The following is a 26,971-nucleotide window of genomic DNA, read 5'->3' as shown; positions in this document are numbered from 1 at the left end:
GGCGGTCACGACCGGCTCCCCCGCCGCCGGGTCAGTAGCCACAGGGCTGGTAGCAGCAGAAGACCGGCGATCGGGTACGCGAAGTCCTCGAGCGGCACGATGCCCAACCGGACCCCGCTGATCCGCGAGTCCTGATACGTCATGAATCCCGCGCCGATCATCAGATTGTCGAAGACCGCGGTCAACAGCAGGATGACGACGGCCGCGACGGCGATCGGCGCCCACCATCGACGCACCAGCCGTGCCCGGTCGCGCGCGGTCGCCAGCGCGACGACGAGGACGGCCGCCGCGATCGCGAGGAACACCAGGCTGAGCAGCGCGTAGGTCACCGGGCACGCTCGCTCTCGCGCGCTACCTCGCGGGACGGCCGGCTACGCGCATCCATCAGGGCCCGCGCACCGAACACGGCCACCAGCGTGAGGTAGCAGAGGAAGAGCAGGAAGAAGACCTCCTCCAGCGGCAGCTCCGGGGCGAGCTCGACGCCGGTCATCAGCCGCGACTCTCCCCGGGCGAACACGCCGAGCAGGATACCGGCAGCATCCCACGCCAGGAAGAAGGCGAGGCCGACGAGGAGCACGATCGTCGCGCGGCGCGCATTGCGCCAGAACACCAGGCGGAAGCGGGCGTCGAGCAGCACCATCGCCGCCAGGGATACGAGCAGGCAGCCGAGATAGACGAAGGTCACGACACACGCTCCGCCTCGGGGGCGGGAAGCGGTTCGGGCAGAGGACCGGCCCCACCATCGCCGCGCAGCCGCTTCAGCACCAGTTCGGCGCTGATCAGGCACATCGGGAGGCCGATGCCGGGGATCGTGGAGCAGCCGGCGTAGAGCAGGTTGTCGACCTTGGCCGAGGCGTTGCCCGGACGGAAGAACGCACTCTGCCGCAGCGTGTGCGCCGGGCCGAGCGCGCCGCCGCTCCAGGCGTTCAGGTCGGTGGCGAAGTCCTCCGGTCCGACGGTCCGGCGGAGCACGATCCGGTCGGCGAGGTCCGGGATGCCCGCCCAGGCGGAGATCTGCGCGATGGCCGCGTCGGCGGCCCGTTCGATCGCGCGGTCGCCCGCGCCGTTCAATCCACCGGCTCCGAGGGAGACATCCGCCGGCACCGGGATGAGCACGAACAGGTTCTCGTACCCCTCCGGCGCGACGTCCGGGTCGGTCGTGCTCGGCATGCAGACGTACAGCGAGGCCGGGTTCGGGATGCCGGGGTTCGGTCCGTAGATGGTCTGGAAGTTCGCATCCCAGTCGGTGGTGAAGAACAGGTTGTGGTGGGTGAGCTCCGGCAGCCGGCCGCGCACGCCCAGCATGGCGAGCACGACGCCGGGGCCCGGGTCGCGGCGCTCCCACTTCTTCTCGGGATGCGTGCGCAGCCTCTCGGGCAGCAACGCGGTCTCGGTGTGGTGCAGGTCGGCGCCGGACACGACCACGTCAGCGTCGACGGTGTGCACGCCGCCGGCCGCATCCCGGTACTCGACGCCGGCCGCCTTCGGGCGCGCCGAAGCGCCGCCGCCGCGGCCGGCGGTGGTGCGGATCGCGGTGACCCGCGCCCCGGTCACCAGCCGGGCACCGGCGCCCTCCGCGAGCGCGGCCACCCGGTCGATCAGCGCCGCGAAGCCGCCGAGCGGATAGCGCACGCCGTCGTCGAGGTCGAGGTGGCTCATCAGGTGGTACATGCTCGGCGCGCGGTCCGGCGAGGTGCCGAGGAACACCGCGGGATAGCCGAGCACCTGGCGCAGCCGGACATCGCGGACGAAGCGGGCGGCGTAGCGGTCGAGCGGTTCGAGCAGCAGGCGCGCGAGGCGCGGAAGCCGGCGAATCAGGTCGGAGGCGAACAGCGGCCGCAGATCGGCGAAGGTGCTGTACAGGAAGCGATCGACGGCCAGACGGTACGTCTCGGCCGCCCCGGTGAGGTACCGGTCGAGTGCAGCACCCGCTCCCGGCTCCTCCCGTTCGAACACCGCACAGTTGGCCGCGCCGTCGGCGAGGATGTCGAGCGGCGGCCGGCCGTCCTCCGAGAACACGCGGTAGCCGGGGTCGAGCGTGACGAGGTCGAGCTGCTCGGCGGTGGACGTGCCCATCAGCCGGAAGAAGTGGTCGAAGACCTCGGGCATGAGGTACCAAGAGGGTCCGGTGTCGAAGCGGAAGCCGTCGTGCTCCCACGAGCCGGCCCGGCCGCCGAGGGTCGCGTTCTGCTCGAGCAGTGTGACGGCGTATCCCTCGCGGGCGAGCAGCGCCGCCGTCGCGAGTCCCGCGATCCCGCCGCCGATGACGACGGCGGTCTGCCCGGTCACGGTCGTTCTCCCTGCGCCGAGCGCGGCAGTGCGGCCGAGACGGTCGCGCGCGTCAGGATGCCGAGCTTCACCCGGGTCGGAACGCTGATGCGGCGGGTCAGCAGTTCGCTCGCGGGCGTCGCGCGGATGCGGTCGCTCAGCTCCGCGAACAGGCCGTGCGCGGCGATGATCGCCCTGCGGCAGTTGTCCGGGAGCTCCGGAATGACGTCGGCCGCCGCGCCGAGATCGCAGTCGATGTCGACGACCAGGGCGAGCTTCTGCCGCTCCGTCAGTCGCGCCGGGTCGATGCCCGGGAAGTAGCTGCGGCCGAGCTCGGTCCAGTCGACCGCCAGGTCGCGGAGGAAGTTGATCTTCTGGAAGGCGGCGCCGAGCCGTCGGGCGCCCGCCTCCAGCCGCCGGCGCGTGTCGTCCGTCACCGGACGATCAGCCAGGAAGACCGTGAGGCACATCAGGCCGACGACCTCGGCCGAGCCGTAGACGTACTCGCGCAGCTCCTCCGCCGTGAAATCGACGGGGCTGAGGTCTCGGCGCATCGACGCGAAGAACGGACGGGTCAGGTCGACCCCGATGCCGGTCGCCCGGGCGGTCACCGCGAACGAGTGCACGACGACGTTGGCGCTGTACCCGGTGCGCATCGCGCGCTCCGTGTCGGCCTCCAGGGCGTCGAGCAGCTCGCGCTGGTCGTCGACGTCGAGCCCGGCTTCGGCCGCGGCCCCGTCGACGATCTCGTCGGCGACGCGGACCAGGGCGTACACATCCTCGACACGCGGACGGATCTGCGCGGCGAGGAGGCGGGTCGCCATCCCGAACGATGTCGAGTAGGCGTGGATGATGGTGGCCGCGCCGGCGTGCGCCGCGTCGGTGTAGGTGGCGAGGTCGGTCGGCACGGTGGTCGTGGGGGCCTCGGGCGCTCGGGTCATGCGATCCTCCCGATGCAGGAGCGTGCCACGTCGGCGAGGGGTTCGGCCAGTGCCGGCGGGATGGACGGGGAGTCGAGCAGCGCGACGGCGCGGTCGACATGGTCGGCGAGCAGCCGCTCGACGAACCGGCGGGCGCCGCACTCCTCGAGCACGGTGGCGAGCCGTCCGGCCTCGTGCGGCGCGAGGTCGCCGCGGCCGAGGGCGGGCGCGACCTCCTCCCACCGGGCGGTGCCTCGGGCGTACGCGATGAGCGAGGTCTCCTTGCCCTGCCGGAGATCGCTGACGATGCTCTTGCCGGTGACGTCCTCCGCACCGAAGACGCCGAGCAGGTCGTCGCCGAGCTGGAAGGCGATTCCGACGAGCCGGCCGTACTCGGCCAGCGACGCGAGCACGTCCTCTCCCCCGCCGGCGAGCAGCGCGCCGGTCATCAGGGGGCCGGAGACCGAGTAGGCGGCGGTCTTGTGCTCGGTCATGGCGAGCACGTCCTCGAGGGCAGGGGCGTCTTCGCCCAGGCGCTCTGACAGGGCGACGTCGGCGAGTTCCCCCGCGGCCGTGACGAAGACACTGTGGTCGAGGATGTCGAGCAGGCGCTCGCGCGTCCACTCGTCGGTGTCGGCACGGGCGAGGACGGTGGATGCGGCGTGAAGCAGGAGATCGCCCGCCAGGATCGCCCCGGACTCGCCCCAGCGGCGAGCGCGGAGTGCGGTCGCACCGCGGGTGACGGCGTCCGCGGCGAACTCGCCTGCCGTGTTCGGCCGGCCGCGCCGGACGGTGTCGCCGTCGATCACGTCGTCGTGGAGGAGGAACGCGGTGTGCAGCAGCTCGTACGCCACCGCCCCGGTGCACGCGACGTCGCGCTCGACGCCGCCGAGACCGCGGTACGCGAGGAGGACGAAGCGCGGGCGGATGCGCTTCCCGCCGTCGGCCGCATCCCGCGCCGACTCCCAGAGGCGGCGGTACGAGGGGTCGTAGGCGGAGGCTGCGGAGATGCGCTCGGTGAAGAAGCCGTCGATGCGCTGCTCGACCGATGCGAGGTCATCCGCCAGAGTGTCGGCCGGCTCGGCGGTCACGCCCTCAGGAGTCTGTGCGTCATGAGTCTGTGCGTCATGAGTCTGTGCGTCAGGAGTCTGTGTCTCGGGGTGCAGCTGTGTCATACCCGGGCTCCCTTGTCTAGCTTGGGTAGCAAATAACCTAGCACGATTCTTACGGATAGGAATAGGATGTTCGCATGACACCGGCTCGGGATGACGCGCGACGCGACGCACGCCGCATCTCCGCATCCCTCACCGATCCACGCGTCATCGACCCGCGCCAGGAGCTCGTCCGCCACGACGACCTGAGCGAGGAGGAGCTGGCCCAGATCGTCCGCTTGCTCGCGGCGATGCGCGAGTGGCGCGACGCCGACCAGCGGCTCAGCTTCGAATCCCGCACCCACATGAAGCTCAACGAGACCGACATGCGGGCCCTGCGGTACATCATCGCGTCGATGAACGCCGACGTCCCGGTCACCGCCGGGGCACTGTCCGACCACCTGCACATCTCGACGGCATCCACCACGAAGCTGCTCGACCGCCTGGAGCGCGCGGGCCACGTCGTCCGACGCCCGCACCCCACCGACCGTCGTGCCGTCACCGTCGAGATCACGCCGGAGACGCACCGCGAGGTCCGGCGGACCATGGGGCTGCAGCACGCCCGCCGCTTCGAGGTGGTGCGTTCGCTCAGCCCCCAGGACCGTGACACGGTGACCCGCTTCCTTCGCGACCTCAGCGAGACGACGCTGGCGTCGGTTCCTGCTGTGGGTTCGGGCGACCCGGAGACTGCGGCGCAGGACTCGGATCCGGATTCTGCTGCCGCGTCGGACGCGCGACGCGGCTAGCCGCCTTCGGGTGCTCCGCCTCGTACACGATGCGGTTGGCCATCCCGTTGAAGATCACGCCATGGAACGGCAGGATCGCGAACCAGTAGAGGCGGCCGGAAAGACCGCGCGGGAAGAACACCGCACGTTGGCGGTACTGCGATCCCCCGCCCTCGCGCGGACGGACCGCGAGCTCCAGCCAGGCACGCCCGGGGACCCGCATCTCGGCGCGCAGCCGGAGACTCCTCCCCCGTTCGATCCGCTCGACCCGCCACCAGTCGAGCGCGTCGCCGGTGTTCAGGTGATCGGCGTCGCGGCGTCCGCGGCGGAGGCCGACGCCTCCGACCAGCTTGTCCGCCCAGCCGCGCAGCGCCCAGGCGAGCGGGAACGAGTACCAGCCGCGCTCCCCGCCGATCCCCTCCACGACGCGCCACAGCATCTCGGGATCGGCGGTCGAGTCGCGCTCGCGCAGGTCGGTGTAGACGGTGTGGCCCGACCATTCGGGGTCGCTCGGCAGCGGATCGCTGGGGGCTCCGGCCACCGAGGCGTCCTGCCAGCTGGTCTCCACCTCCCCCGACCGCTCTCGCGCCAGGGCCAGCCGGACCGCCCGGCGATACGGGGTCAGCCCTTCCGGCGGCGGCGGGATGACGGCGTCGATGTCGTGCTCGCGCATCACGCAGTCGTACTGCAGCGACTCGATGATGGGAACGGCGAGGCTGCGCGGGATGGGCGTGACCAGGTTCACCCACTGCGAGGCCAGCCACGGCGTGAACACCGGAAGGGAGGCGATCGGCCGTTGCGGCAGACCCGCCTCCAGGGCGTACGCGTTCATCATCTGGCCGTAGCGGAGGATGTCCGGTCCGCCGATGTCGAAGGCGCGCGACACGTCCGGCGGGAGCTCCGCCGCCTCGAGCAGATAATGCAGGACGTCGCGGATGGCGATCGGCTGTATGCGGTTGCGCACCCAGCGCGGCGCCGGCATGTACGGCAGCACCTCGGTCAGGTGCCGGATCATCTCGAACGACGCGGACCCGGAACCGATCACCACGCCCGCCTGGAACACGACGGTCGGGACGCCGGAGTCGAGCAGGATGCGGCCGACGGCCACCCGCGAGCGCAGGTGCCGCGAGAGCTCGCCCTCCGGGTGCAGCGCGCCGAGGTACACGATGCGGCGCACGCCGGCCGCCCTCGACGCCTCGGCGACGGTGCGGGCGGCGGCGGACTCCTCCTCGTCGAAGTCTCCGCGGGCCCGCATCGAGTGGACGAGGTAGTAGACGACGTCGACATCCCGGACCGCCCGCGCGACGGCGTCGGCGTCGTGGAGGTCGCCCTGCACCACCTCCACGTCGCCCGCCCAGGGCACATCGGTCAGCTTCTGCGGCGTGCGCGCCAGCACCCGCACGTCGTGGCCGCGGGCGAGCAGCCTCGGGACCAGGCGGCCTCCGATATAACCGGTGGCGCCGGTGACCAGGATGCGGGACGGCCTCATGTTGCCGACAGTACGCCCGTGGACGAACATCCGGGTGTGGCAGCCGTATGCCGTCGCCAGGACCGGGGTGACCATCCTGTACGTTTTCGGTATGGGAAAGCTCGTCTACGGTGGCACCACCGAGATCGGTTTCGAGGACAGGGTTCTGGCGCACCTGCAGATCGTCATCGGCCTGAAGCTCCGCCGCAAAGAGGGCTTCTTCTTCTCGTGGCGCGACGAGCAGGGCGTCGGCGACGGCCGGAGCGCGATCTGGATCGACCCGGCCATCCCCCTGCTCTTCCGCTACAGCGGCGGCCGGTACCCGCGCATCAACAAGACCTGGCTGGAGCAGCTGACGGCGTCGTCGAACAGCTCGCAGGGTCTCCAGCTGACCGAGGAGATCGGCGCGCTGGGCGCAGACGAGGTCGACGCGGACTCGCCCCCCGGGCGCTGAACGCAACCACACACGGAAGGACCCCGCATCCGATCGGATGCGGGGTCCTTCGTGTCGTGCTCTCGCTTCAGCGCAGGTACTCGAGCAGCTCCGGGCAGCGGAGGCGCTTGAGGCTGCGGGTCTCCAGCTGGCGGACGCGCTCACGGGTGATGCCGTACACCTCGCCGACCTCGTCGAGGGTCATCGGCTTCTGCCCGTCGAGACCGAAGCGCATGCGCACCACCTTGGCGTCGCGCGGCGGCAGCTCGCGAAGGCGCTCCTCCAGGTCGCGGTGACGGAACTCCACCTCGACGGCCTCCGGCGGGCCGGCGAAGTCGCCGTCCTCGATCAAGTCGCCGAGCTCGGCGCCCTCGTTCTCGCCGACCGGCACGGCCAGCGACACGGTCTCCGAGTCGCTCATCTGCAGCTTGTGGACTTCGGCGGGGTCGAGGTTCGACGCCTCGGCCATCTCCTCCAGGGTGGGCGTGCGGCCCAGCTCCCCGCCCAGGTCGCGGCGGATGCGGTCCAGCTTGTCGATCTTCTCCACCGTGTGCACGGGGATGCGGATGAGGCGGGCCGTGTCGGCGATCCCGCGGAGGATCGACTGGCGGATCCACCAGGTGGCGTACGTGGAGAACTTGTTGCCCGTGCGGTAGTCGAACTTCTCGACGGCGCGGACGAGACCGAGGTTGCCCTCCTGGATGAGGTCCATCACGGGGAGGCCGCGGCCGGCGTAGCGCTTGGCGATGCTCACCACCAGGCGGAGGTTCGCCTCGATGAAGCGCTCGAACGCACGCTTGCCGTCATCGGCGAGGTACTGCAGTTCGCGCTTCTCGCGGGGGGTCAGGTTCGGGCGGATCGCCAGCCGTTCTCCGGCCAGCACTCCCACCTCGATCCTCTTGGCCAGGGCGACTTCCTCGTCGGCGGTCAGCAGCCGCGTGCGGCCGATGGCGTTGAGGTAGTCCCGTACCGGGTCGCTGGTAACTTCGAGCGTCGTCATCGTGTCATCCCATTCAGCCCGTGTACGCACGGGCGACCTCGTTTTAAGTGCTCTCAGTTCGGGTGTTCCACGTTCCCTTCCGGGTCGGTGGTTCGTTAGCCACGATAAGCAATGGACCCCGTGCCCCAACAAGGGGTTGACAGGGGTACCGACGGTGCGCTAACGACCGATGGAGCAAATCAATCTCGGTTTGTCAAGGCTCTCCCTTCGGATACACAGCACCCGTACAGTCCCCGGAGTGACAGCTCACACATCGCAGAGGAACGCGGCGTCGCTGAAGACGATCCGCACAGCCATCCCCGCTCGCATGGACCGCCTCCCCTGGTCCCGCTTCCACTGGCTCGTCGTCGTCGGACTCGGGACCGTGTGGATCCTGGACGGCCTCGAGGTGACAATCGTCGGCGCCATCGGAAGCCGCCTGACCGAACCGGACAGCGGCCTCGGCCTCACCACCGCCCAGGTCGGACTCGCGGCGGCCATCTACGTCGCCGGAGCCTGTACCGGCTCGCTGGTGTTCGGCCATCTCACCGACCGGTTCGGCCGGAAGAAGCTGTTCATCATCACCCTGGGCCTCTACCTGGTGGCGACCGTGCTGACAGCCTTCGCCGTCACCCCGTGGATGTTCTTCCTGTTCCGGTTCTTCACCGGTGCGGGTATCGGCGGCGAGTACGCGGCCATCAACTCCGCGATCGACGAGCTGATTCCGGCACGGCGGCGCGGACTGGTCGACCTCGCCATCAACGGGTCGTACTGGCTCGGCACCGCGTTCGGCGCCATCCTCACCGTGTTCCTGCTGAACACCGACATCTTCGCCCCGAACATCGGCTGGCGCATCGCGTTCGGCCTGGGCGCGGTGCTCGGCCTCGTCATCCTGCTGGTCCGCCGCAATGTGCCGGAGTCGCCGAGGTGGATGTTCATCCACGGCCGCGACGAGGAGGCGGAGAAGCTCGTCGACGAGATCGAGGAGAGCGTCGAGAAGGACACCCACCAGAAGCTCGAGAGCGTGCCTCGGGACCGCGAGATCGAGATCCACCAGCGCCGGTCCACGGGCTTCGGCGAGATCGTGCGCGTCGCGATCACCCAGTACCCGAAGAGGTTCGTCCTCGGACTCTCGCTGTTCATCGGCCAGGCGTTCCTGTACAACGCCGTGTTCTTCACCTACTCGCTGGTGCTCACCAAGCTGCTCAACGTGCCGGACGACGTGGCGCCGTGGGCGCTCGTCCCGATCGCGATCGGCAACTTCCTCGGGCCGTTCCTGCTCGGGCACCTGTTCGACACGGTCGGGCGGAAGTTCATGATCACCCTCTCGTACGTCGGCAGCGGCGTCCTGCTGGTCGGGACGGCCATCCTGTTCGACGCGGGTCTGCTCGACGCGTTCTGGCTGACCGCGTGCTGGATGGTGGTGTTCTTCTTCGCCTCCGCCGGCGCCAGCGCGGCCTACCTCACCGTCAGCGAGATCTTCCCGATGGAGACCCGGGCCATGGCGATCGCGTTCTTCTACGCGGTCGGCACCGGCATCGGCGGCATCATCGGCCCGATCCTGTTCGGCACCCTGATCGAGGGCGGCATCCACCAGGTGGCCATCGGGTACTACATCGGGGCCGGCCTCATGATCGCGGCCGGGCTGGTGGAGCTCTTCCTCGGCGTGAACGCGGAGGGCAAGTCGCTGGAGGAGATCGCGGCCCCGCTCTCCGCCTCCACCAAAGCCCAGTCCCCCGCCAACCGCTGACCCTGTCCCTAATCCCCGTCCCAAGCCAACAGCTCCTGAGTTTTTCGCCCCCGCGACAGCGTGTCGCTAGGAAAAACTCAGGAGCTGTCGGCGTGTGAGGGGCGTCAGCTGGTGGAGAGCAGTTCGAGGAGAGCCGGCTCGGGGGCGCGCCCGCCGGACGTGTCGATGACCTCACCGCTGCGGTAGCGGTCGAAGATGCGCGGGTCGATGTAGCTGTTCCGCGCGATCGCGGGGGTGTTGCCGAGGGCGGCAGCCGCCTCGTTCACGGCGGCGCTGATCCGCTTCTTCCGCTGCGAGTCGGACCCCGAGACGCCCAGCTCGGCGAGCGCCTCCGCCGCGACGATCGTGCCGTGCAGCGTCCGGAAGTCCTTCGCGGTGAACTCGCCGCGCGTCTGCCGCCGGATGTACTCGTTCAGGGACGCCGGGCGGATCGCGTGCCAGGTGGTGTCCTTCCACGACAGAAGCCGCGAGCGCTGGCCGCGGAGTGCCTGGATCTGCCGCAGCAGCTCCGCCAGGTCGGCGTCGGTGATGGTGCTCGTCCACTTCTGCGCCGACTTCGCGGGGAACGTCAGCGTGATGTCGTCGTCCTCGATACGCGCATGGCGGCAGAGCAGGGTCGTCAGCCCGCGGCTGCCGTTGGCGTGCAGGTACTCCTCGCTGCCGATCCGGACGCTGCCGAGGTCGATGATGCGGAAGGCGGCGGCGAGGATGCGGTCGCGGCCGAACCCCTCCTCTCGGAGGTCCATGGTCACCTTGCGGCGTGCCGACGGAAGAGTCTCGGCCAGCTGCGCGGCCCGCTCGAATTTGACGCGGTCCTGGTGCAGCCTCCACGAGTCGTGATAGCGGTACTGGCGGCGGCCGGCCTGGTCCGTGCCGACGGCCTGGATGTGGCCGCGGGCGTCCGGCGAGATCCACACGTCCTGCCAGGCGGGAGGGAGCACGAGCGAGCGGATGCGCTCCAGCTCCCGCTCGTCGACGATCGTGTTGCCCGCCTCGTCCTCGTACACCGGTCCCGAATCCGTCATCCGCCGGTGGTACCCGGGGCCGGACGGGTTGCTGCGCTTCAGCCGCGTCACGCGGGCTTCTTCGCAGACTTCTTGGCCGGGGCCTTACGCGTGGATGCGGTGGACGACTTCGATGAGGCGGACTTCGACCCGGAGGCGGAGCTCTTCCGCGCCGCCGGCTTCTTCTCGCCGGACTTGTCGCCGGAGGACTTCGACGACCGGCTGCGCTCCACGCTGCGCTGCAGAGCCTCCATCAGGTCGATGACCTCGCCACCGCCCTTCTTCTCCTCCTCCTCGCCGAAGGTGGCGGCGGTGTCGACGCTCTCCCCCTGCTCCAGCTTGGCGTCGATGAGCTTGCGCAGTTCGTCCTGGTACTCGTCGCTGAACTTCTCCGGCTCGAAGTCGCCGGCGAAACTCTCCATCAGGGCGCTCGACAGTTGCAGCTCGCGGTCCGAGATGCGCGGGGTCTGATCGAGCGCCGGGAAGTCGGCCGCCCGGATCTCGTCGTGCCAGAGCAGCGTCTGCAGCACGAGCACGTTGCCGCGCACGCGCAGGGCGCCGAGCCGGGTCTTCTGGCGGAGGGCGAACTCCACGATCGCGGTGCGTTCCTCGTCCTCCAGCGTCTTCCGCAGCAGCGCGTACGCCTTCAGCGACTTGGAGTCCGGCTCCAGGTAGTAGCTGCGGTCGAACATCAGCGGGTCGAGCTGGTCGTTCGGGACGAACTCCACCACGTCGATCTCGCGGCTGCGTTCCGAGGGCAGCGAAGCCATGTCCTCGGCGGTCAGGATGACGGTGCGGTCACCGTCGTCGTACGCCTTCACGATGTGCTCGTACGGGATCACCTTGCCGTCGATCTCGCAGCGCCGCTGGTAGCGGATGCGGCCGCCGTCCGCGTCGTGCACCTGGTGCAACGGGACGTCGTGATCCTCGGTCGCGCTGTATACCTTCACCGGAACGTTGACCAGACCGAAGGTGATCGCGCCCGTCCAAATGGCCCTCATGTGCCCATCGTGTCCGGCAACAGGCGCATTTTCAAGCCATGATCAGGGAATGCGCCGGAACGCATCCGCGACCGTACGGCCCGGGCGTACGGTGAGGACATGGCCGCCCAGGACACCGAGGTCGTCGAGATCGACGGCCACCGCCTCAAGCTGACCAACCTCGACAAGGTCATGTACCCGGAGACGGGGACGACGAAGGCCGACATCTTCGGCTATTACAACGCCGTCGCCGACGCAATGATCCCCCACATCCGGGACCGCATCGCGACCCGCAAGCGCTGGGTGCACGGCGTGGGGACGCCCGACGATCCGGCGGAGGTGTTCTTCCAGAAGAACCTCGACCCGTCCTCCACCCCGGACTGGGTGCGCCAGGCGTCCATCACGCACAAGACCAGCACCAACACGTACCCGTTGGTCAACGACCGTGCGACGCTCATCTGGCTGGCGCAGATCGCGTCTCTCGAGATCCACGTGCCGCAGTGGCGGGTGGGACGCGGCGGCGAGCGGAAGAACCCCGACCGGCTGGTGCTCGACCTCGATCCCGGCGAAGGCGTCACCCTCGTCGACTGCGCGGAGGTCGCCCGGCTGGCCCGCGCCATCCTCACCGACATGGGGCTCGACCCGATGCCGGTCACGTCCGGCTCCAAGGGCATTCACCTCTATGCCGCCCTCGACGGGTCGCAGACCAGCGACCAGATCAGCGCGGTGGCGCACGAGCTGGCACGCGCGCTCGAAGCCGACCATCCCGACCTCGTCGTCAGCGACATGAAGAAGTCGCTGCGCGCGGGCAAGGTGCTCGTCGACTGGAGTCAGAACAACGGCGCGAAGACGACGATCGCGCCGTACTCGCTGCGCGGCCGGTTCCATCCCACGGTGGCGGCCCCGCGCACCTGGCGCGAACTCGCCTCCAAGAGCCTGGAGCACCTCGACTATCGCGAGGTCATGCAGCGGCTGAAGCGCCGCGGCGACCCGCTGGCCGAGCTCTCCGCCGGGCACGGGGGCCACGCGTCGGAGCCGGACCGCCTGTCCACCTACCGCTCGATGCGGGATGCGACCAAGACCCCCGAGCCGGTGCCCGCCGAGCGGCCCGCTGCCCGGGAGGGACGCTCGTTCGTCATCCAGGAGCACCACGCCCGGCGGCTGCACTGGGACTTCCGGCTCGAGAACGACGGCGTGCTGGTCAGCTGGGCGCTGCCGAAGGGCACGCCGACCGACACCAAGCAGAACCACCTCGCGGTGCACACCGAGGATCATCCGCTCGAGTACGGGAGCTTCGCGGGCGACATCCCGCACGGCGAGTATGGGGCCGGGCACGTCGACATCTGGGACCACGGCGACTACGAGCTGGAGAAGTGGCGCGACGACGAGGTGATCGCCACGCTGCACGGCCAGCCGGACGGCGGCCTCGGCGGCGAACCCCGCACGTTCGCGCTCATCCGCACGGCGCAAGGCGGCGACGAGAAGAACTGGCTCATCCACCTCATGAAGACGGAGGGGCAGGACGAGCACGCGGAGCCGGAGTCGAGGTCCAAGCGCCCCTCCGCGGCGGCCTCCCGCGAGCCGGGCCCGGCGATCACCGGCGACCCCGTCTCCCCCATGCTCGCCACGCTCGGCTCGCAGGCGGACGTGACCGACGAGGACGAGTGGGCGTTCGAGATGAAGTGGGACGGCATCCGGGCGGTCGCCGAGGTGCGCGGCGGCCGGCTGCGGCTCACCACCCGCAACGGCAACGACGTGACCGTGACCTATCCCGACCTCGCCGGACTCGTCGACCTCGCAGGCGACCACGACCTCGTCCTCGACGGCGAGATCGTCACCCTCAATCCGAAGGGCCGGCCCGACTTCGGGCTGCTGCAGACGCGGATGGGACTGACCCGGCCCGGCGACGTTCAGGCCGCCCTCAAGCGTGCGCCCGCGCACTACATGGTGTTCGACGTCCTGGAGGTCGACGGAAAGAAGCACACACGCGACACCTACGACGAGCGCCGCGAGCTCCTCACCGAGGTGCTGCGGCCGGGTCGAGGCGACCCTGTGCAGGTGCCGCCGGCGTTCGACGGCGATCTCGACCACGCCATCGCATCCAGCCGGGAACTCGGGCTCGAAGGAGTCATGGCCAAGCGCCGCGACAGCACCTACGCGACCGGCCGCCGCTCGCGATCGTGGATCAAGATCAAGCACCACCTCACGCAGGAGGTGGTCATCGGCGGGTGGACGCCCGGCAACGGCCGCCGCGCGAACACCATCGGCGCGCTGCTGCTCGGCATCCCGGACGGCGACACCCTGCGCTACGTCGGCAAGGTCGGGACCGGGTTCACCGACCGGGTGCTGGACGATCTGGCCGCCAAGCTCGGAGCGCACGAACGTAAGACGCCGCCGCTGGAGGGCGTGCCGTCCGCCGACGCGCGGGGCGCGCACTGGGTGCGGCCGGAGCTCGTCGGCGAGGTCGAGTTCGCCGAGTGGACCGGCCCCGGGCGGCTGCGGCAGCCGTCCTGGCGCGGGCTCCGCCCCGACAAGCGGCCCGACCAGGTCGTCCGCGAGTCCTGACCACCGTCGAAGTGCACGTCGTGGCGGCTATTTCGCCCGAATAGCGACCACTACGTGCACCTCGGCGAAAGACTCACGGTGTGGGGGCGAGCGCGTCGTAGCGCCGGAACGAGCCCTGGACGCGGGCGATCACTCCGACCAGTACGACGATCAGCAGGCCGCCGAGGAGCGGCGGGAACCACAGCGCCCCGGTCACGGCCAGCACGCCGATGTAGAGGTCGCCGAGGCGCGGGCCGCCCGTGACGACGACCGTGAAGACGCCCTGGAGCCGGCCGCGCATCGCATCCGGCGCGGAGGCCTGCAGGATGGTCATCCGGAAGATCGAGCTGACGTTGTCGGCCGCTCCCGAGGCGGCGAGCAGCACCGTCGCTGCGATCAGGGCGGGGAGGTTGGCCTCGACCAGGGACGCTCCGCCGCCGGCCGTCCCGGTGAACGCGACCACCGCGAGCACGATGCCGAAGCCGAGGATGCTGACCCCGTAGGCGATGATCGCCCGCTCGACCGCGCGGCCCTGCCAGCGGACGCCGCCGAGCCGCCCGGAGAAGACGCTCGAGAGCAGCGTCCCGACCGCTCCCGCCGCGGTCAGGATGCCCACCGTGATCGGGCCGCCGCCGATCAGCAGCGCACCCACCGCGGGGAACAGCGCGCGCGGTTGGCCGAAGGTCATGGCGACGACATCAAGCACGAACGTCATGCTGAGGTTCGGCGCGGTGCGGAGGAACCGCAGACCCTCCAGCACCGAGGAGAGTCCCGCGCTCTTCCGCTCGCCCTCCGGCACGATCGACGGGAGGGTGAAGATGCCGAGGAACGCGGCCGTGAAGAGCACCGCATCCACCGTGTAGGTCCACGGGATGCCGACCGTCGCGACCAGGAGGCCCGCGAGCGCCGGGCCGACCGTCACCATGACGCCCATGCTGATGCCGCCCAGCGCGCTGGCGGCGGGGAGCAGGCTCACCGGCAGCAGTCGCGGCGTGATGGCCTGGCGGGTCGCCCCGATCATCACCCCGGCGACGGCGTTGATCGTCGTGATCACGTAGAGCGGCCAGACGACGGGGATGTGCAGCCAGGCCAGGAGCGCGAGCGCGGCCGTCGACGACCATGCGACGATCGCGGTCACCAGCGCGACGGTGCGCCGGTCGAAGGCGTCGGCGAGGACGCCGCCGTAGAGCCCGAAGACGATCATCGGGAGCAGGGCGAACAGCGCCACCAGCGACACCGCGAGCGTCGAGTGCGTGAGGTCGTAGATGTGCAGGCCGACCGCGACGATGGTCATCTGCGAGCCGATGCCGGAGATGGCGCCGCCCGCCCACAGGCGGGCGAAAGCCGGGGATTCGCGCAGCGGCGAGAGGTCGACGAAGTGACGGCGCCGCGACAGCGTCTCGGCCGGTGGCGCCGACGGGTCCGCCGACGCGGTCGGGTCGGGGAGGCCGGTCCGGTCGATGCCGGTCCGGTCGATGCCGGTCCGGTCGGGGCTGGGGTGCGGGTCCGTCCCGCGCTGCCGGTCCGTGCTCAGAAGCGAGGCTGCTTGCTGAGGCGCACCGCGGCGGTCGAGAAGACGACGCCTGCGAGCATGATCACGACGGTGATCGCCTGGAGCAGCACCTGGAAGAACGGGGTGAACGGCGTCACGGAGACCCAGAGCCACAGGATCGCGCCGATGAGCGTGATCACGTAGCTGAACGTCCGGCGGGCGTAGAGCGCGTTGAGCGACACGACGGTGGCCGCGACCGAGACCTGGAAGAAGGGCAGGAAGTCCTCCGCGTTGCCGGTCCAGGTGGCCACGAGGCTCCAGATGCCGATGACGAGCGACGCCAGCACGACGATCGTGGCGAGGAGGTTGCCGAGGGCGGTCGGCAGGGTCGTGCTGAGGCTGCGGACGAGCGTGCCGTGCTCGTCGCTGCCGACGACGTCGCGCTGCTGTTCGTTGGGCTGGGAGATGACGTGCGTGCTCACGCCGTCGATCCTACCGCCCGCGGCGACGTCGCGCAGAGGCCGTCCACAGGGTGGGTCGTGCGCAGTCGTCCACAACTCCGCGTCCTCGGCGGTTGTCCACAGACGGCGGGGATGCGCGCCTCGCCGGACCGCCTCGGCGTACGTTGGCGGTATGGCAGCATCCCGTCGTCGCACCCGATCGCGCACCTCGCGCCGCACTCCCCGGCGCCTCTCGCTCCCCGCCCGTCTGAAGCGGTGGGATGCGAGCGTCGCGTCGCGCATCAATGCGCGCACCACGGGCGCCGTGTCCGATGGCTTCTGGCGCGGCCTCACCCTCGCGGCCAACCACGGCAAGCTGTGGTTCGCTGCGGCGGCCGTCCTGGTCGCCCTGGGTCGACCACGGGCTGCCGCGCGAGGACTCGCCTCGCTCGGCCTCGCGAGCTTCGTCGCCAACCTGGTCGGCAAGCGACTGATCGGCGGCGACCGGCCCGCGCTCACGTCGATCCCGCTCGCCCGACGGCTGGAGCGCTCCCCCACCTCGCCGTCGTTCCCGTCCGGTCACACGGCGAGCGCCGCCGCTTTCGCCACCGGAGCGGCGCTGGAGTGGCCGGCGGCCGGCGCGGTCCTGGCGCCCCTTGCGGCGGGTGTCGGTTACTCGCGGCTGCACACCGGGGCGCACTGGCTGTCGGACGTCGCCGGAGGCGCCGCGATCGGCGCCGGGGCCGCCGTCGCGCTGAACCTCGCCGCTCCGGCGGTGAAGCCCGTCGTGCGTCGCGACCCGCCGACGGCTCGCATGATCGACCTTCCCGCCAGCGAGACCGGCGATGGCGTCTTCATCGTGGTGAACCCGGGATCCGGTCGCGGGCTCGGCGGCCCGAAGCCGGCGCCGCTGCTTCGGGAACGGCTGCCGCAGGCCGACATCCACGAGCTCGCGGACGGCGACGACATCGGCGAGGTGATCGGACGCCGGCTCGAGGCGGAGACGCCGCCGCGCGTGCTCGGCGTCTACGGCGGTGACGGCACGGTCGCCGCGGTCGCGCAACGCGCTCGTGAGGCAGAGCTCCCGCTCCTGGTGTTCCCGGGAGGAACGTTCAACCACTTCGCGAAGGCCTCCCTGCTCGACACGGTCGACGCGACGCTGCAGGCACTCGCCGCGGGCTCCGGCCGCGAGGTCGACGTCGCCGACCTGACGTTCGGGACGGGTGAGACGATCACGGTGCTGAACACGGCGTCGGTCGGCATCTACCCGTCGTTCGTCGAAGAGCGCGAAAAGCACGAGAAGCGGCTCGGCAAGCCGATCGCTGCGCTGATCGCGGCCATCCGGGTCGTCCGCCGCGGCGATCCCCTGGAGATCGAGATCGACGGCCGGGTGCGAACGGTCTGGTCGGTGTTCGTCGGCGTCGACCGGTACTACCCGGTCGCGGTGGCGCCGATCGAGCGCCGGCGCCTCGACGATCACCTGCTCGACGTGCGCATCCTCTTCGCCAACGGCAAGCCGCGATCACGCGGCGCGGTCGCCCTCGCCTTCGGAGGAAGGACGGACGCCCTGGTCGCCCGGCTGCCGTTCCTGCAGGGGCCGCCCGCGCTCGAGGCGCGCACCGTCGACGAGATCACCATCGCGGCGCGGGGCGACGACCCCGGCTACGCGCACGACGGCGAGGCGTCGACCGAGACGCCGGGGGACCCGCGGAAGATCACCCTCCGCGTGCGACCGGCGGCGCTGAAGGTGTACTCGCCGAAGGCGTGACCGCCGCCCGGTGATGGGCCGCCGCGGCGCGACGCGAACGCCGCTCAGTGCACGGCCGCCTCCCGTGCCGGGAGCGGCTCGGGAGCAGCAGGTCCGACGTACCGCGACGACGGCCGCAGGATCTTCCCGTCGGCCGCCTGCTCCACGATGTGCGCCGTCCATCCCACCACCCGTGCGGCGGCGAACGTCGGCGTGAACATCGATCGAGGGATGCCGCACAGCTCCATCACGACGCCCGCGTAGAACTCCACGTTCGTGTGCAGCTCTCGGCCGGGCTTCAGCTCCGCGAGGAGCTCCTGCACCCGGGTCTGGACCTGCACCGCGAACTCGACGCGCGGTCCGCCGAACCCCTCCGCGAACTCGCGCAGCATGCGCGAACGCGGGTCCTCCGTGCGGTACACCGCATGTCCGAAGCCCATCACGCGGCCACCCTCCGAGAGCGTGCGCCGCACCCACTCGTCCGTCCGATCCGGCGTTCCGATCTCATCCAGCGTGTCCAAGGCGCGGCTCGGTGCGCCGCCGTGCAGCGGCCCGGACAGCGCGCCCAGCGCCCCGCCGACCGCCGACGCGAGATCCGCCCCCGTCGACGCGATCACCCGGGCGGTGAATGTGGAGGCGTTGAACCCGTGATCGATCGCCGCGGTCATATAGGCACTCAGCGCGCGCTCCTCCGGCGGCGTCGGCTCGCGACCCGTCACCAGCTGGAGATACCCGGCGACGTACCCGAGATCGTCCCGCGGCTCGAGCGGCTCGCGCCCCTCGGCGAGCGCGTGGAGTGCGGCGAGAAGGACGGGCGTGACCGCGGCGGTGCGGATCGCGTCCTCCACCCGGGCCTCCGGGCTCTCGTCGTACAGCGGACGCGCCCGGTCCGCCGCACCCACCGCGGTCAGCGCCATGCGCAGACCGGCCAGCGCATCCCCGCCCGTCGTCAGCCGGGCGATCGCCGGCAGCAGGTCGCGCACCTCGGACGGGATCGATCGGGCCGCCGCGATGCGGGCACGGAACGCGTCCAGCTCCATCGGGCCCGGCAGCGAACCGAACAGCAGGAGGTGCCACGCCTCCTCGAACGTCCGCTCGCGCGCGAGGTCGACGGCCGAGTACTGCCGGTAGTGGTAAAAGCCTTCGTGACCGCGCACATCGCCGAGTTCCGTCCGCGCGGCCACCACGTTGGTGAGGCCGCGGGGAACGTCGATGAGGGTGTCGTCCATCCTGTCCATATCGGTAGTGTGAACGTGGATGCAACACATCGTCAACGTTGATCGGATCAATATGGATGCGCTCCCCCGCCTCACCGCCGACCAGACCGCCGAGCGGCTCGGCGTGAAGCTGGAGACCCTGTACGCGTACGTCGCGCGCGGTCGGCTCGGACGCGAGCGCACCGCGGAGGGATCCACCTTCGACCCTCTGGAGGTCGAGCGGTTCGCGGCGAGCAGACGCCGCCGTCCATCCGCCGACGGCGGCCACTCCGAGGGTCGCCCGTTGATGGTGATAGAGACGACCTTCGCCCTCATCGAAGACGGCGAGCTTCGCTATCGCGGCCGGCCGGTCGACCGGTTGGCTGCCGAGCCGTTCGAGACGGTCGCACGCTGGGCGCTCACCGGCGAGTGGGATGCGACGGCGCGATTCGCGCCCGGAGCGGGCCTCGCGGCTGCGCGGGCCGTAACCGGCGCCCTTCCCGCTTTGGCCGGCGACCGTGACCGCCAGCTCGTCGCCGTGAGCGCCCTCGCGGCTGCCGATCCGCTGCGCGCCTCCCTCGACGCGGCGGTGGTGGCCTCCGCCGCCGAGCGCCTCGTGGCCGGGATGGTCGAGGTGCTCGAGCCGAGACGGCACGCCGACGGCGACCCGGGGCCGGCAGCGCTCCCGTCCGGAAGCCCCGACCTCGACCTCGCCTCCCGCCTGTTCACCCGGCTCTCCCCCGCGGCGGCGTCGGCCGACGACATCCGGCTGTTCAATGCGGCCCTCGTGCTGCTGCTCGACCACGACATCGCTGTTTCAACCCTCGCCGCTCGCGCCGCGGCCTCAGCGCGCGCCACCCCGTACGGCGTCGTCGTCGCGGGACTCGGCGCGCTCGACTCGCCGCTGCACGGGAACGCCAGCCGGGCGGCGCACCGGCTGCTGGCACGCGTCGTCTCGGGCGAGGATCCGGCCCGCGCGGTCGCGGATGCCGTGGTCGCGACGCACGGACCCGTTCCGGGATTCGGCCAGCCGCTCTATCCGTCGGGCGATCCGCGGGCGCGCATCCTGCTCGGGATGCTGGCCGACGACCCACGCCACGCCGAGGTCACGGCGGCGATGAGGGCCATCAGCGACGTCGTCCGCGAGCGCACCGGCGTGCATCCCAACGTCGACCTCGCGCTCGGCGCGCTCACGCTTGCGACGGGAATGCGCGACGACGCTGGCGAGGTCGTGTTCGCCACGGCCCGCACCGTCGGCTGGATCGTGCACGCCCTCGACGAGTACGCGCAGCGCCCGCTGCGGCTGCGGCCGGTCGGCCGGTACGTCGGCCCGTGACCGGCGATGCCTCCCGGGAAGGCATCCGTGGGTCGCAACACGCCGTTACGGCGACGCCTCAATGGCGCGTTGCGACCCGCGGATCGGCGGTCAGCGCCGCAGCGCCTTGCGCGCCAGCCCGTTGCCGAGGAACTGCGCCGCCTGCACCAGCACCACGATCGTGATTACGGCGATCCACGTCACCGCCCAGTTGTAGCGCTGGTACCCGTACGAGATCGCGAAGTCGCCCAGGCCACCGCCGCCGATGCTGCCGGCGATGGCGGAGAGGTCGACGATCGCGACGAAGATGAACGTGTAACCGAGGATGAGCGGACCGAGCGCCTCGGGGATGAGCAGCGTCGTGATGATCCGCCACGGGCTCGACCCCATCGCCCGCGCCGCCTCGATGACACCCGGCTCGATGGTGACGAGATTCTGCTCCACAATGCGGGAGATGCCGAAGGTCGCCGCGATCGTCATCGGGAAGATCGCCGCGGGGGTGCCCAGGAACGTGCCGAGCACCAACTGCGTCAGCGGCGCGATCGCGGTCATGAAGATGATGAACGGGATCGGGCGGATGAAGTTCACGACGACGTTCAGCACCGTGAAGAGCGCCCGGTTCTCGAGCAGTCCGCCGCGCCTGGTCGTGTAGAGCAGGACGCCGAGCGCGAGTCCGAGGATGCCACCGAGCACCAGGGTGGCGACGACCATCCACAGCGTCTGGCCGATGGACTCCAGATACACCGGCCACAGGGTCGACCAGTCGGTCATGCGGCCACCTCCTCGACCTCGGTGACCGTGCGGAGCTCGGCGATCAGCGCATCCACGTCGCCCGGCTCGCCCAGGAGCTCGAGCGTGAGGCTTCCGAACGACCGCCCTTGCAGGGCGGAGATGCCGCCGTAGACGATCTCGAAGCGCACGTTGTGGCGGCCCACCGCATCCGACAGCACCGACCCGAGACGGCCGTCGTCGTGGATGCGTGCCGAGACGATCCTCCCGGCATGCTTGCCGCGGAGGCGCTCGATGTCCGCCTCTCCCGGCTGATTGCGCAGCACCGTGCCGACGAACCGCCGCGCTGTCGGCGTCTGCGGGTCGGAGAACACCTCGAAGACCGTTCCCTGCTCGATCACCCGGCCGGCGTCGAGCACCGCGACGCGGTCCGCGATCGAGCGCACCACTTCCATCTCGTGCGTGATGACCACGATGGTGACGCCGAGCTCGCGGTTCACGCGCTTGAGCAGGGCGAGCACATCGGAGGTCGTCTCCGGGTCGAGAGCGCTGGTGGCCTCGTCGGCGAGCAGGATGTCGGGGTTGGTGGCGAGCGCCCGGGCGATGCCGACACGCTGCTTCTGGCCGCCGGACAGCTGGTCGGGGTAGCTCCACGCCTTGTCGGTGAGGCCGACGAAGGCGAGCAGCTCGGCGACCCGCTGCTTGCGCTTGTCGGCCGGCCAGCCCGCCACCTTGAGCGGGTAGGCGACGTTCCCGAACACGGTGCGCGAGCGGAACAGGTTGAACTGCTGGAAGATCATGCCGATCCCCGCCCGCACGCGCCGCAGATCCCGCTCCCGCAGCGTCGTCAGGTCACGACCGTCGACGATCACGGCGCCCGCGGTGGGATGCTCCAGCGCGTTGATCAGCCGGACCAGGGTGCTCTTCCCCGCACCGGAGTAGCCGATGATCCCGAAGATCTCGCCGCGTCCGATCGTGAGGTCCAGCCGGTCGACGGCCGGAACCGCGGCGCCGCCGGAGCCGAAGCTCTTGGTGACGCCGCGGAACTCGATGATGGGACCCGCGGTGGGAGTGTCGGGCACTACTGCGCCGCCTCGATGGTCTTCTTGAGGTCGTCGAGGATGCCGATCAGGTCGGACTCGGAGCGGTTGACGATGACCGCCGTGTTCTTCGACTCGGCGAGCACCGCATCCGTCACGGCCTTCGTGTGGTACAGCTTCGCGATCTTCAGGTAGGTCGGGTTGTCCTTGTCCTTCTCGCGCGCGACGAAGGCGTTGATGTAGGGCTCGGCGGTCTCCGACTTCGGGTCGTCCTGGAACAGCGCCGACTTGGGGTCGATGCCTGCGGTCAGGGCGTAGTTGTTGTTGATGATCGCGCCGTCGGCCGAGCTGAGGGCCGGGGCGGTCTGGGCGGCATCCACCGGGATGACGGTGACCTTGGAGGAAGCGGCGTCGATGTCGGCGGGGGTGGCCAGGGTGCTTCCGCCATTCTTCAGCTTCAGCAGACCGGCCTTCTGCAGCACGAGCAGGGCGCGCGCCTGGTTGGTCGGGTCGTTCGGGATGGCGATCTTCCCGCCCTGGGGGATGTCGTCGAGGCTCGTGTGCTTGGTCGAGTAGAGCGGCAGCGGGACGACGAGGGTGGCGCCGATCGGCACCAGGTTCTGCTTCGCCTGCACGTCGTAATTGGCGAGGAATTGCAGGTGCTGGAACAGGTTCAGGTCGAGCTGACCGTCGGCGAGCGCCGGGTTCGCCTGCGTGTAGTCGCGGAAGTTGACGGTCTGGATGTCGATGCCCTCCTTCGCCGCCTCCTTCTTCAGAACGGCCCAGTACGGCGAGGATGCCTCGGTGGTGCCGATCTTCACCGTGACGCTCTTGGCGGTGGCGGCGCCCGATCCCGTGAGGTTCACGACGACGAGGACGACGGCCACGATCACCGCGATGACGGCGATGCCGATGCCGACGAAGAGGCCGGTGCGGGAGCGCTTCGGCTTCTCCGGGAGCGCGGGGGTGGACGGGGTGGCGTCGGACATGGCTGTGCCTCTCTCTCGTGAAGGGGGGATGTGCCGGCGAACGCGGTGGCGGCACTTCCGAGCCTCTCCCGAGCCGCCGACAATGGTCAAAACGTCTTGCGAAATGTGACGCCGCCTGTTCATCCGGCGACCCTTACGGTCGCGGTGGGCCACGCGTAGGGTGAGTGGGGTCAGCGTTCCCGCAGACGGACTGGAGACGGAATGAGCGACATCAACGACGACGACATCAGCACCGACGCGGTCGGCGGCGGCGAAGGCCCCGCGGACGGCGGAGCGAACCCGGGCGGCCACGACGGCGGAGCCGACGGCTCGGCCGCAGGCGAAGGCCCGGCCGACGGCGGAGCGAACCCGGGCGGCCACGACGGCGGAGCCGACGGCTCGGCCGCAGGCGAAGGCCCGGCCGACGGCGGAGCGAACCCCGGCGGCCACGACGGCGGAGCCGACGGGTCCGCTTGATGACGACCCACGAGCGCGGGCCGGGCGACCGGCCCGCGCTTTCGCGTTGCGTGCCGATCACGCGCGAGGAGTTCGCGGCCGATCACTGGGGCCGGAAGCCGCTGTTCACCCGGACGGCCGCGCTCCCGGAGGACTTCTCCGACCTCTTCAGCATGGACGCCGTGGATGAGCTGGTCTCGTCGCGCGCGATCCGCACGCCGTTCGTCCGCATGGCGAAGGAGGGCTCCGTCCTCCCGCCGTCACGCTTCACCGGACCGGGCGGCTTCGGTGCGGAAGTCGGCGACCAGCTCGACTCCGCGAAGGTGCTGGCCGAGTTCGCGAACGGCGCGACCCTCGTGCTCCAGGGGCTGCACCGCACCTGGCCGCCCATCCAGGAGTTCGCGCGACGTCTCGCCACCGAGCTCGGGCATCCCGCCCAGGTGAATGCGTACATCACGCCCGCGTCCTCCCGCGGCTTCGATCCGCACTACGACGTGCACGACGTGTTCGTGCTGCAGATCGCCGGCGAGAAGCACTGGCGCATCCACGAGCCGGTGCATGTCGACCCGCTGCGCGACCAGCCGTGGAGCGACCATCGCGACGCCGTCGCCGCCCGCGCCCAGGAGGCTCCGGCGATCGACGAGACCTTCCGCCCTGGCGACGTGCTCTATCTGCCGCGCGGATGGATCCACTCGGCCGAGGCGCTCGGCGGCGTCTCGGTGCACCTGACCATCGGGGTCGCCGCGTACACCCGTCACGACGTGGTGCGTGAGGCCGTCTCCCGAGCGGCGGACGCTGCCGCACTGCGCAGCTCGCTTCCGCTCGGGTTCGACCCGTCGGACCCTGACGCGGTCGCGCCCCTCGTCGAGGAGACGGTGGATGCGCTCATCGAGGCGCTCAGCGACCCGTCCGCCCGGTCCGCGGTCACCGCCGCGGTGACGGAGCGTCTGCGCCGACGCCAGCGATCGGACACCCCGCCCGCGCCCGTCCGGCCGCTGGCGACGATCGCCGTCGCCGACGACCTGTCGGTCGACAGCGTGGTCGCGGCACGGCCCGGTCTCGGCGTCGACGTGACAGTGGAGGTGGAGACGGTGACCGTGCGGCTCGCGACCAAGACGGTCGCACTGCCCATCGCCGCGCGAAAAGCGGTCGAACGTCTGCTGGACGGGTCTCCGGTCGCCGTGGGCGAGCTGCCGCTCGACGAGCGCTCGGCCGTCGTCGTGGCGCGGAGGCTGCTGCGTGAGGGGATCGTCATTCCGGTCTCCGACCCGGTCGACGCCGGCTTCCCTGACGTGGACCCCGCCGACGAAGCGGGTGTCTCGAGCGACGGTGAGCGGAGCGCGACCGCCGACTTCGGGACCGCGACGGCGACGTGACCGGCCTTCCGCCGGATCTCGCGGGACCGGCGCCCACAGCCGCCGGGCACGGCGCTCCCGGGTGGCTGCCCTGCAGCGATCGCGCGTTGGAACGCCACGACCCGCTCGCCGGAACGGCCGGCTTCGGCGAGCGCTGGCTGCTGGTCGAGATCGAGAGCGGGTGGGGGCGCCACGCGTTCTTCGACTCCGCGCTCGATCCGGCGCTCGGCGCCCGGATCGTCGCGCGGGCCGAGGAGGCGGGCATCCGTCCGCTGGCGATCCGGCGCACGCGGTTGCGTGCGCCGGTCCGCCGCGACCAGACCTCGTGGCGCTGGGCGCTGGTGGACTCCCGTCCCGGCCGGGAGAGCATCCGCTGGGGTCGCGTCGACGACCCTGCTGAGCTCCTGGCGATCCCGCTCGACGGGAGCGCCGGAGAGTCGAGCGACGCACCGATCTACGCGGTGTGCGCGCACGCCCGCCACGACCAGTGCTGCGCCGTACGGGGTCGCCCCGTCGTGGAGACGCTGGCCGCCGAGCATCCCGAGCTGACGTGGGAGTGCTCCCATCTGGGCGGCGACCGGTTCGCCGCGACGATGATCGTGTTCCCCGAGGGCCTCCTCTACGGTCGGGTCGGCGCCGAGGACGCGTCGCGCATCGTGGAGCGTCACGCGGAGGGCCGCGTGGTGCCGGAGCTGCTGCGCGGACGCACCAGCCGCAGCACCGTCGCCCAGGCGGCGGAGGCGTTCGCCCGCGCCGACACCGAGGACGACCGCGTGGGTGCGTTCCGGCCGCTGGAGGAGCGTCCGCATCCCCACGGCTGGACGGTGGAACTCGCTTACGGCCGCGATCGCCTCACCGTGGAGGTGGGCGAGCGGCTCTCCGAGCCCCTGTTGAGCACGTGCGCTGCGACGATCGCGCATCCGGTCCGGGAGTTCGTCCCGGTGTCTGTCGACCGCGCCTGACGCGGGCGGCCGCGAGCGTGGCCCGCCTCAGCGACCAGCGCAATCCACCGACGCACGCGGCCGGCACGGGCGACCGGCATGCGCGGCGAGCGGCCGCGCACGCCGGCCTCCGGCTCAGGCGTTCTGCGTCGCGGGCGTCGACTGGAGGATGCGCACCATGTTGCCGGACGGGTCGCGGAAGGCGCAGTCGCGGGGACCCCACGGCTGGTCGATCGGCTCCTGGAGCACCTCCGCGCCCGATGCGCGCACCCGCTCGAAGGCGGTGTCGAGGTCGTCGGTGCGGAAGACGATCGGGCTCAGGGAGCCCTTGACGACGAGCTGCGCGAGCGCGTCGCCGTCGGCCTGGGAACGGCCCGCGTGCGGGTCGCTGAGCACGACGGCCGCGCCGTCGTCGCCGGCCACCCCGAGGGTGACCCAGCGGTGGTCGCCGGAGGTGACGTCCTGGATGACGTCGAGGCCGAGGGCGTCGCGGTAGAACGCGAGCGACTCCTCCGGGTCGAGGACGGTGATCTGCGAGTACTGGAGTGAAACGGTCATGAGTCGACTCTAGGAACGCCGGATCGAGCGCGCTTCTCCAAAACTGCTCAGGTGGATAACTGCACGCGCGGGCGGTCTGTGGACGGGTTCAGGCCCGCGCCCGGACGGGCCGGGTGCGCTGCTTGGCGATGCAGTCCGGCATCGCCCGCACGGCCTCATGCTCGCGGGTGCGATACTCGGTCGGCGTCATCCCGACGATCTCGGTGAACTTGGAGCTGAACGACCCGAGCGACGTACAGCCGATCGCCATGCACGCATCGGTGACCGACATCCCGGCGCGGAGCAGGGCCATCGCGCGCTCGATCCGCCGGGTCATCAGGTAGCTGTAGGGCGTCTCGCCGTACGCGGCCCGGAACTGGCGGGAGAAGTGCGCGGGCGACATATAGGCGCGCGCGGCCATGGTCGGGACGTCGAGCGGCTTCGCGTAGTCGCGGTCGATGAGGTCCCTGGCCCGGCGCAGGTGCGCGAGCGTCTGCAGCTCCTCCGGTGACACGGGATGAGCGTAACAGCAC

The 26,971-nt window shown here is 70.8% G+C and carries 26 protein-coding genes; 9 read left to right on the top strand and 17 right to left on the bottom strand.

The window, feature by feature from the left end; all coding sequences use genetic code 11:
• Nucleotides 1–5: 5 nt before the first annotated feature.
• From ACF1AJ_RS02065 to ACF1AJ_RS02045, 5 genes are read right to left on the bottom strand one after another with little or no spacing between them, the layout of a single operon-like run.
• Nucleotides 6–329: a lycopene cyclase domain-containing protein gene (locus ACF1AJ_RS02065; protein ID WP_391505925.1), complete on the bottom strand. Its 324-nt coding sequence runs from the start codon at nt 327–329 to the stop codon at nt 6–8.
• The gene (locus tag ACF1AJ_RS02060) at nt 326–685 is read right to left on the bottom strand and encodes a lycopene cyclase domain-containing protein (RefSeq protein WP_391505924.1); all 360 of its coding nucleotides are present in this window, start codon (nt 683–685) and stop codon (nt 326–328) included. The genes ACF1AJ_RS02065 and ACF1AJ_RS02060 overlap by 4 nt, the downstream gene beginning before the upstream one ends.
• On the bottom strand, nt 682–2,289 hold the full coding sequence (crtI, locus tag ACF1AJ_RS02055; protein ID WP_391505923.1) for a phytoene desaturase family protein: 1,608 nt from the start codon (nt 2,287–2,289) through the stop codon (nt 682–684). The genes ACF1AJ_RS02060 and crtI overlap by 4 nt, the downstream gene beginning before the upstream one ends.
• Complete coding sequence (locus tag ACF1AJ_RS02050) at nt 2,286–3,209, bottom strand: phytoene/squalene synthase family protein (RefSeq protein ID WP_391505922.1); 924 nt, start codon at nt 3,207–3,209, stop codon at nt 2,286–2,288. The genes crtI and ACF1AJ_RS02050 overlap by 4 nt, the downstream gene beginning before the upstream one ends.
• On the bottom strand, nt 3,206–4,279 hold the full coding sequence (locus ACF1AJ_RS02045) for a polyprenyl synthetase family protein (RefSeq protein WP_391505921.1): 1,074 nt from the start codon (nt 4,277–4,279) through the stop codon (nt 3,206–3,208). The genes ACF1AJ_RS02050 and ACF1AJ_RS02045 overlap by 4 nt, the downstream gene beginning before the upstream one ends.
• A 158-nt stretch (nt 4,280–4,437) precedes the next feature.
• On the opposite strand from ACF1AJ_RS02045, the gene ACF1AJ_RS02040 reads away from it, so the two are divergent.
• Nucleotides 4,438–5,085 carry a MarR family winged helix-turn-helix transcriptional regulator gene (locus ACF1AJ_RS02040; protein WP_391505920.1) on the top strand — a complete coding sequence of 216 codons (648 nt, stop codon included), beginning with the start codon at nt 4,438–4,440 and terminating at the stop codon, nt 5,083–5,085.
• Here the strand turns inward: ACF1AJ_RS02040 and ACF1AJ_RS02035 are convergent.
• Entirely contained in the window at nt 4,973–6,553 is a 1,581-nt protein-coding gene (locus ACF1AJ_RS02035) for an SDR family oxidoreductase (protein WP_391505919.1), read from the bottom strand. The two genes, ACF1AJ_RS02040 and ACF1AJ_RS02035, sit on opposite strands and share 113 nt — an antisense overlap.
• Here ACF1AJ_RS02035 and ACF1AJ_RS02030 point away from each other — a divergent pair.
• Nucleotides 6,552–6,986, top strand: coding sequence for an ATP-dependent DNA ligase (locus ACF1AJ_RS02030; RefSeq protein ID WP_391505918.1), 435 nt, complete (start codon nt 6,552–6,554; stop codon nt 6,984–6,986). The two genes, ACF1AJ_RS02035 and ACF1AJ_RS02030, sit on opposite strands and share 2 nt — an antisense overlap.
• Nucleotides 6,987–7,053: 67 nt before the next feature.
• Here ACF1AJ_RS02030 and ACF1AJ_RS02025 read toward each other — a convergent pair whose 3' ends face one another.
• A complete protein-coding gene (locus ACF1AJ_RS02025) occupies nt 7,054–7,965 on the bottom strand; it encodes a sigma-70 family RNA polymerase sigma factor (protein ID WP_309860336.1) in 912 nt (303 codons plus the stop codon).
• A gap of 307 nt (nt 7,966–8,272) precedes the next feature.
• Between ACF1AJ_RS02025 and ACF1AJ_RS02020 the strand changes: the two genes are divergently transcribed.
• Nucleotides 8,273–9,694, top strand: coding sequence for an MFS transporter (locus tag ACF1AJ_RS02020; protein ID WP_391507417.1), 1,422 nt, complete (start codon nt 8,273–8,275; stop codon nt 9,692–9,694).
• A 104-nt stretch (nt 9,695–9,798) separates the two neighbouring features.
• Here the strand turns inward: ACF1AJ_RS02020 and ACF1AJ_RS02015 are convergent, their stop codons facing one another.
• Both ACF1AJ_RS02015 and ACF1AJ_RS02010 read right to left on the bottom strand, forming a co-directional pair.
• Nucleotides 9,799–10,770 carry a DNA topoisomerase IB gene (locus ACF1AJ_RS02015; protein WP_391505917.1) on the bottom strand — a complete coding sequence of 324 codons (972 nt, stop codon included), beginning with the start codon at nt 10,768–10,770 and terminating at the stop codon, nt 9,799–9,801.
• Nucleotides 10,767–11,699 carry a Ku protein gene (locus tag ACF1AJ_RS02010; protein ID WP_391505916.1) on the bottom strand — a complete coding sequence of 311 codons (933 nt, stop codon included), beginning with the start codon at nt 11,697–11,699 and terminating at the stop codon, nt 10,767–10,769. Before ACF1AJ_RS02010 ends, ACF1AJ_RS02015 begins: the two co-directional genes overlap by 4 nt.
• A gap of 99 nt (nt 11,700–11,798) precedes the next feature.
• On the opposite strand from ACF1AJ_RS02010, the gene ACF1AJ_RS02005 reads away from it, so the two are divergent.
• Nucleotides 11,799–14,243, top strand: coding sequence for an ATP-dependent DNA ligase (locus ACF1AJ_RS02005; RefSeq protein ID WP_391505915.1), 2,445 nt, complete (start codon nt 11,799–11,801; stop codon nt 14,241–14,243).
• Nucleotides 14,244–14,316: 73 nt separating this feature from the next.
• Here the strand turns inward: ACF1AJ_RS02005 and ACF1AJ_RS02000 are convergent, their stop codons facing one another.
• Nucleotides 14,317–15,618 (bottom strand): MFS transporter, encoded by a 1,302-nt coding sequence (locus ACF1AJ_RS02000; RefSeq protein WP_391507416.1) that lies wholly within the window; start codon nt 15,616–15,618, stop codon nt 14,317–14,319.
• 134 nt (nt 15,619–15,752) lie between these two features.
• Nucleotides 15,753–16,196, bottom strand: coding sequence for a hypothetical protein (locus ACF1AJ_RS01995; RefSeq protein WP_309860344.1), 444 nt, complete (start codon nt 16,194–16,196; stop codon nt 15,753–15,755).
• A gap of 151 nt (nt 16,197–16,347) precedes the next feature.
• Here ACF1AJ_RS01995 and ACF1AJ_RS01990 point away from each other — a divergent pair, with 151 nt between their 5' ends.
• Nucleotides 16,348–17,922, top strand: coding sequence for a phosphatase PAP2 family protein (locus ACF1AJ_RS01990; protein ID WP_391505914.1), 1,575 nt, complete (start codon nt 16,348–16,350; stop codon nt 17,920–17,922).
• A 44-nt stretch (nt 17,923–17,966) separates the two neighbouring features.
• On the opposite strand, the gene ACF1AJ_RS01985 is transcribed toward ACF1AJ_RS01990, so the two are convergent.
• Nucleotides 17,967–19,139, bottom strand: a complete 1,173-nt coding sequence (locus tag ACF1AJ_RS01985; RefSeq protein ID WP_391505913.1) for a citrate/2-methylcitrate synthase — start codon at nt 19,137–19,139, stop codon at nt 17,967–17,969.
• Nucleotides 19,140–19,158: 19 nt separating this feature from the next.
• Between ACF1AJ_RS01985 and ACF1AJ_RS01980 the strand changes: the two genes are divergently transcribed.
• A complete protein-coding gene (locus tag ACF1AJ_RS01980; RefSeq protein WP_391505912.1) occupies nt 19,159–20,433 on the top strand; it encodes a citrate synthase in 1,275 nt (424 codons plus the stop codon).
• A gap of 90 nt (nt 20,434–20,523) precedes the next feature.
• Here the strand turns inward: ACF1AJ_RS01980 and ACF1AJ_RS01975 are convergent, their stop codons facing one another.
• From ACF1AJ_RS01975 to ACF1AJ_RS01965, 3 genes are read right to left on the bottom strand one after another with little or no spacing between them, the layout of a single operon-like run.
• Entirely contained in the window at nt 20,524–21,183 is a 660-nt protein-coding gene (locus tag ACF1AJ_RS01975) for a methionine ABC transporter permease (RefSeq protein ID WP_391505911.1), read from the bottom strand.
• Nucleotides 21,180–22,223, bottom strand: a complete 1,044-nt coding sequence (locus tag ACF1AJ_RS01970) for a methionine ABC transporter ATP-binding protein (protein WP_391505910.1) — start codon at nt 22,221–22,223, stop codon at nt 21,180–21,182. Before ACF1AJ_RS01970 ends, ACF1AJ_RS01975 begins: the two co-directional genes overlap by 4 nt.
• On the bottom strand, nt 22,223–23,170 hold the full coding sequence (locus tag ACF1AJ_RS01965; protein ID WP_391505909.1) for a MetQ/NlpA family ABC transporter substrate-binding protein: 948 nt from the start codon (nt 23,168–23,170) through the stop codon (nt 22,223–22,225). The genes ACF1AJ_RS01970 and ACF1AJ_RS01965 overlap by 1 nt, the downstream gene beginning before the upstream one ends.
• A 201-nt stretch (nt 23,171–23,371) precedes the next feature.
• On the opposite strand from ACF1AJ_RS01965, the gene ACF1AJ_RS01960 reads away from it, so the two are divergent.
• The 3 genes from ACF1AJ_RS01960 (at nt 23,372) to ACF1AJ_RS01950 (ending at nt 25,922) form a co-directional block, all read left to right on the top strand.
• On the top strand, nt 23,372–23,626 hold the full coding sequence (locus ACF1AJ_RS01960; RefSeq protein WP_018191429.1) for a hypothetical protein: 255 nt from the start codon (nt 23,372–23,374) through the stop codon (nt 23,624–23,626).
• On the top strand, nt 23,626–24,981 hold the full coding sequence (locus ACF1AJ_RS01955; protein ID WP_391505908.1) for a cupin domain-containing protein: 1,356 nt from the start codon (nt 23,626–23,628) through the stop codon (nt 24,979–24,981). The genes ACF1AJ_RS01960 and ACF1AJ_RS01955 overlap by 1 nt, the downstream gene beginning before the upstream one ends.
• An 86-nt stretch (nt 24,982–25,067) precedes the next feature.
• A complete protein-coding gene (locus tag ACF1AJ_RS01950; RefSeq protein ID WP_391505907.1) occupies nt 25,068–25,922 on the top strand; it encodes a sucrase ferredoxin in 855 nt (284 codons plus the stop codon).
• A gap of 114 nt (nt 25,923–26,036) precedes the next feature.
• Here ACF1AJ_RS01950 and ACF1AJ_RS01945 read toward each other — a convergent pair whose 3' ends face one another.
• Nucleotides 26,037–26,459, bottom strand: a complete 423-nt coding sequence (locus ACF1AJ_RS01945; RefSeq protein ID WP_018191432.1) for a VOC family protein — start codon at nt 26,457–26,459, stop codon at nt 26,037–26,039.
• Between the two features lie 88 nt (nt 26,460–26,547).
• A complete protein-coding gene (locus ACF1AJ_RS01940) occupies nt 26,548–26,952 on the bottom strand; it encodes a helix-turn-helix transcriptional regulator (protein WP_391505906.1) in 405 nt (134 codons plus the stop codon).
• Nucleotides 26,953–26,971 lie beyond the last annotated feature (19 nt).

Origin of the sequence: Leifsonia sp. NPDC014704, from assembly GCF_043083605.1 — a bacterium.
In the GTDB taxonomy this organism is placed as follows: domain Bacteria; phylum Actinomycetota; class Actinomycetes; order Actinomycetales; family Microbacteriaceae; genus Leifsonia.
This window is presented reverse-complemented; position numbering and strand designations above follow the sequence as displayed.

Bases quoted from the DNA above. Each gene is read 5' to 3' on its own strand.
- ACF1AJ_RS01945 (WP_018191432.1), bottom strand. From the start codon at position 26,459: ATGACCGTTTCACTCCAGTACTCGCAGATCACCGTCCTCGACCCGGAG.
- ACF1AJ_RS02010 (WP_391505916.1), bottom strand. From the start codon at position 11,699: ATGAGGGCCATTTGGACGGGCGCGATCACCTTCGGTCTGGTCAACGTT.
- ACF1AJ_RS02050 (WP_391505922.1), bottom strand. From the start codon at position 3,209: ATGACCCGAGCGCCCGAGGCCCCCACGACCACCGTGCCGACCGACCTC.
- ACF1AJ_RS01980 (WP_391505912.1), top strand. From the start codon at position 19,159: ATGCAACACATCGTCAACGTTGATCGGATCAATATGGATGCGCTCCCC.
- ACF1AJ_RS01955 (WP_391505908.1), top strand. From the start codon at position 23,626: ATGACGACCCACGAGCGCGGGCCGGGCGACCGGCCCGCGCTTTCGCGT.
- ACF1AJ_RS02030 (WP_391505918.1), top strand. From the start codon at position 6,552: ATGTTGCCGACAGTACGCCCGTGGACGAACATCCGGGTGTGGCAGCCG.
- ACF1AJ_RS01985 (WP_391505913.1), bottom strand. From the start codon at position 19,139: ATGGACAGGATGGACGACACCCTCATCGACGTTCCCCGCGGCCTCACC.
- ACF1AJ_RS02020 (WP_391507417.1), top strand. From the start codon at position 8,273: ATGGACCGCCTCCCCTGGTCCCGCTTCCACTGGCTCGTCGTCGTCGGA.
- ACF1AJ_RS02040 (WP_391505920.1), top strand. From the start codon at position 4,438: ATGACACCGGCTCGGGATGACGCGCGACGCGACGCACGCCGCATCTCC.
- ACF1AJ_RS01960 (WP_018191429.1), top strand. From the start codon at position 23,372: ATGAGCGACATCAACGACGACGACATCAGCACCGACGCGGTCGGCGGC.
- ACF1AJ_RS02035 (WP_391505919.1), bottom strand. From the start codon at position 6,553: ATGAGGCCGTCCCGCATCCTGGTCACCGGCGCCACCGGTTATATCGGA.
- ACF1AJ_RS01965 (WP_391505909.1), bottom strand. From the start codon at position 23,170: ATGTCCGACGCCACCCCGTCCACCCCCGCGCTCCCGGAGAAGCCGAAG.
- ACF1AJ_RS01975 (WP_391505911.1), bottom strand. From the start codon at position 21,183: ATGACCGACTGGTCGACCCTGTGGCCGGTGTATCTGGAGTCCATCGGC.
- ACF1AJ_RS01990 (WP_391505914.1), top strand. From the start codon at position 16,348: ATGGCAGCATCCCGTCGTCGCACCCGATCGCGCACCTCGCGCCGCACT.
- ACF1AJ_RS02005 (WP_391505915.1), top strand. From the start codon at position 11,799: ATGGCCGCCCAGGACACCGAGGTCGTCGAGATCGACGGCCACCGCCTC.
- ACF1AJ_RS02025 (WP_309860336.1), bottom strand. From the start codon at position 7,965: ATGACGACGCTCGAAGTTACCAGCGACCCGGTACGGGACTACCTCAAC.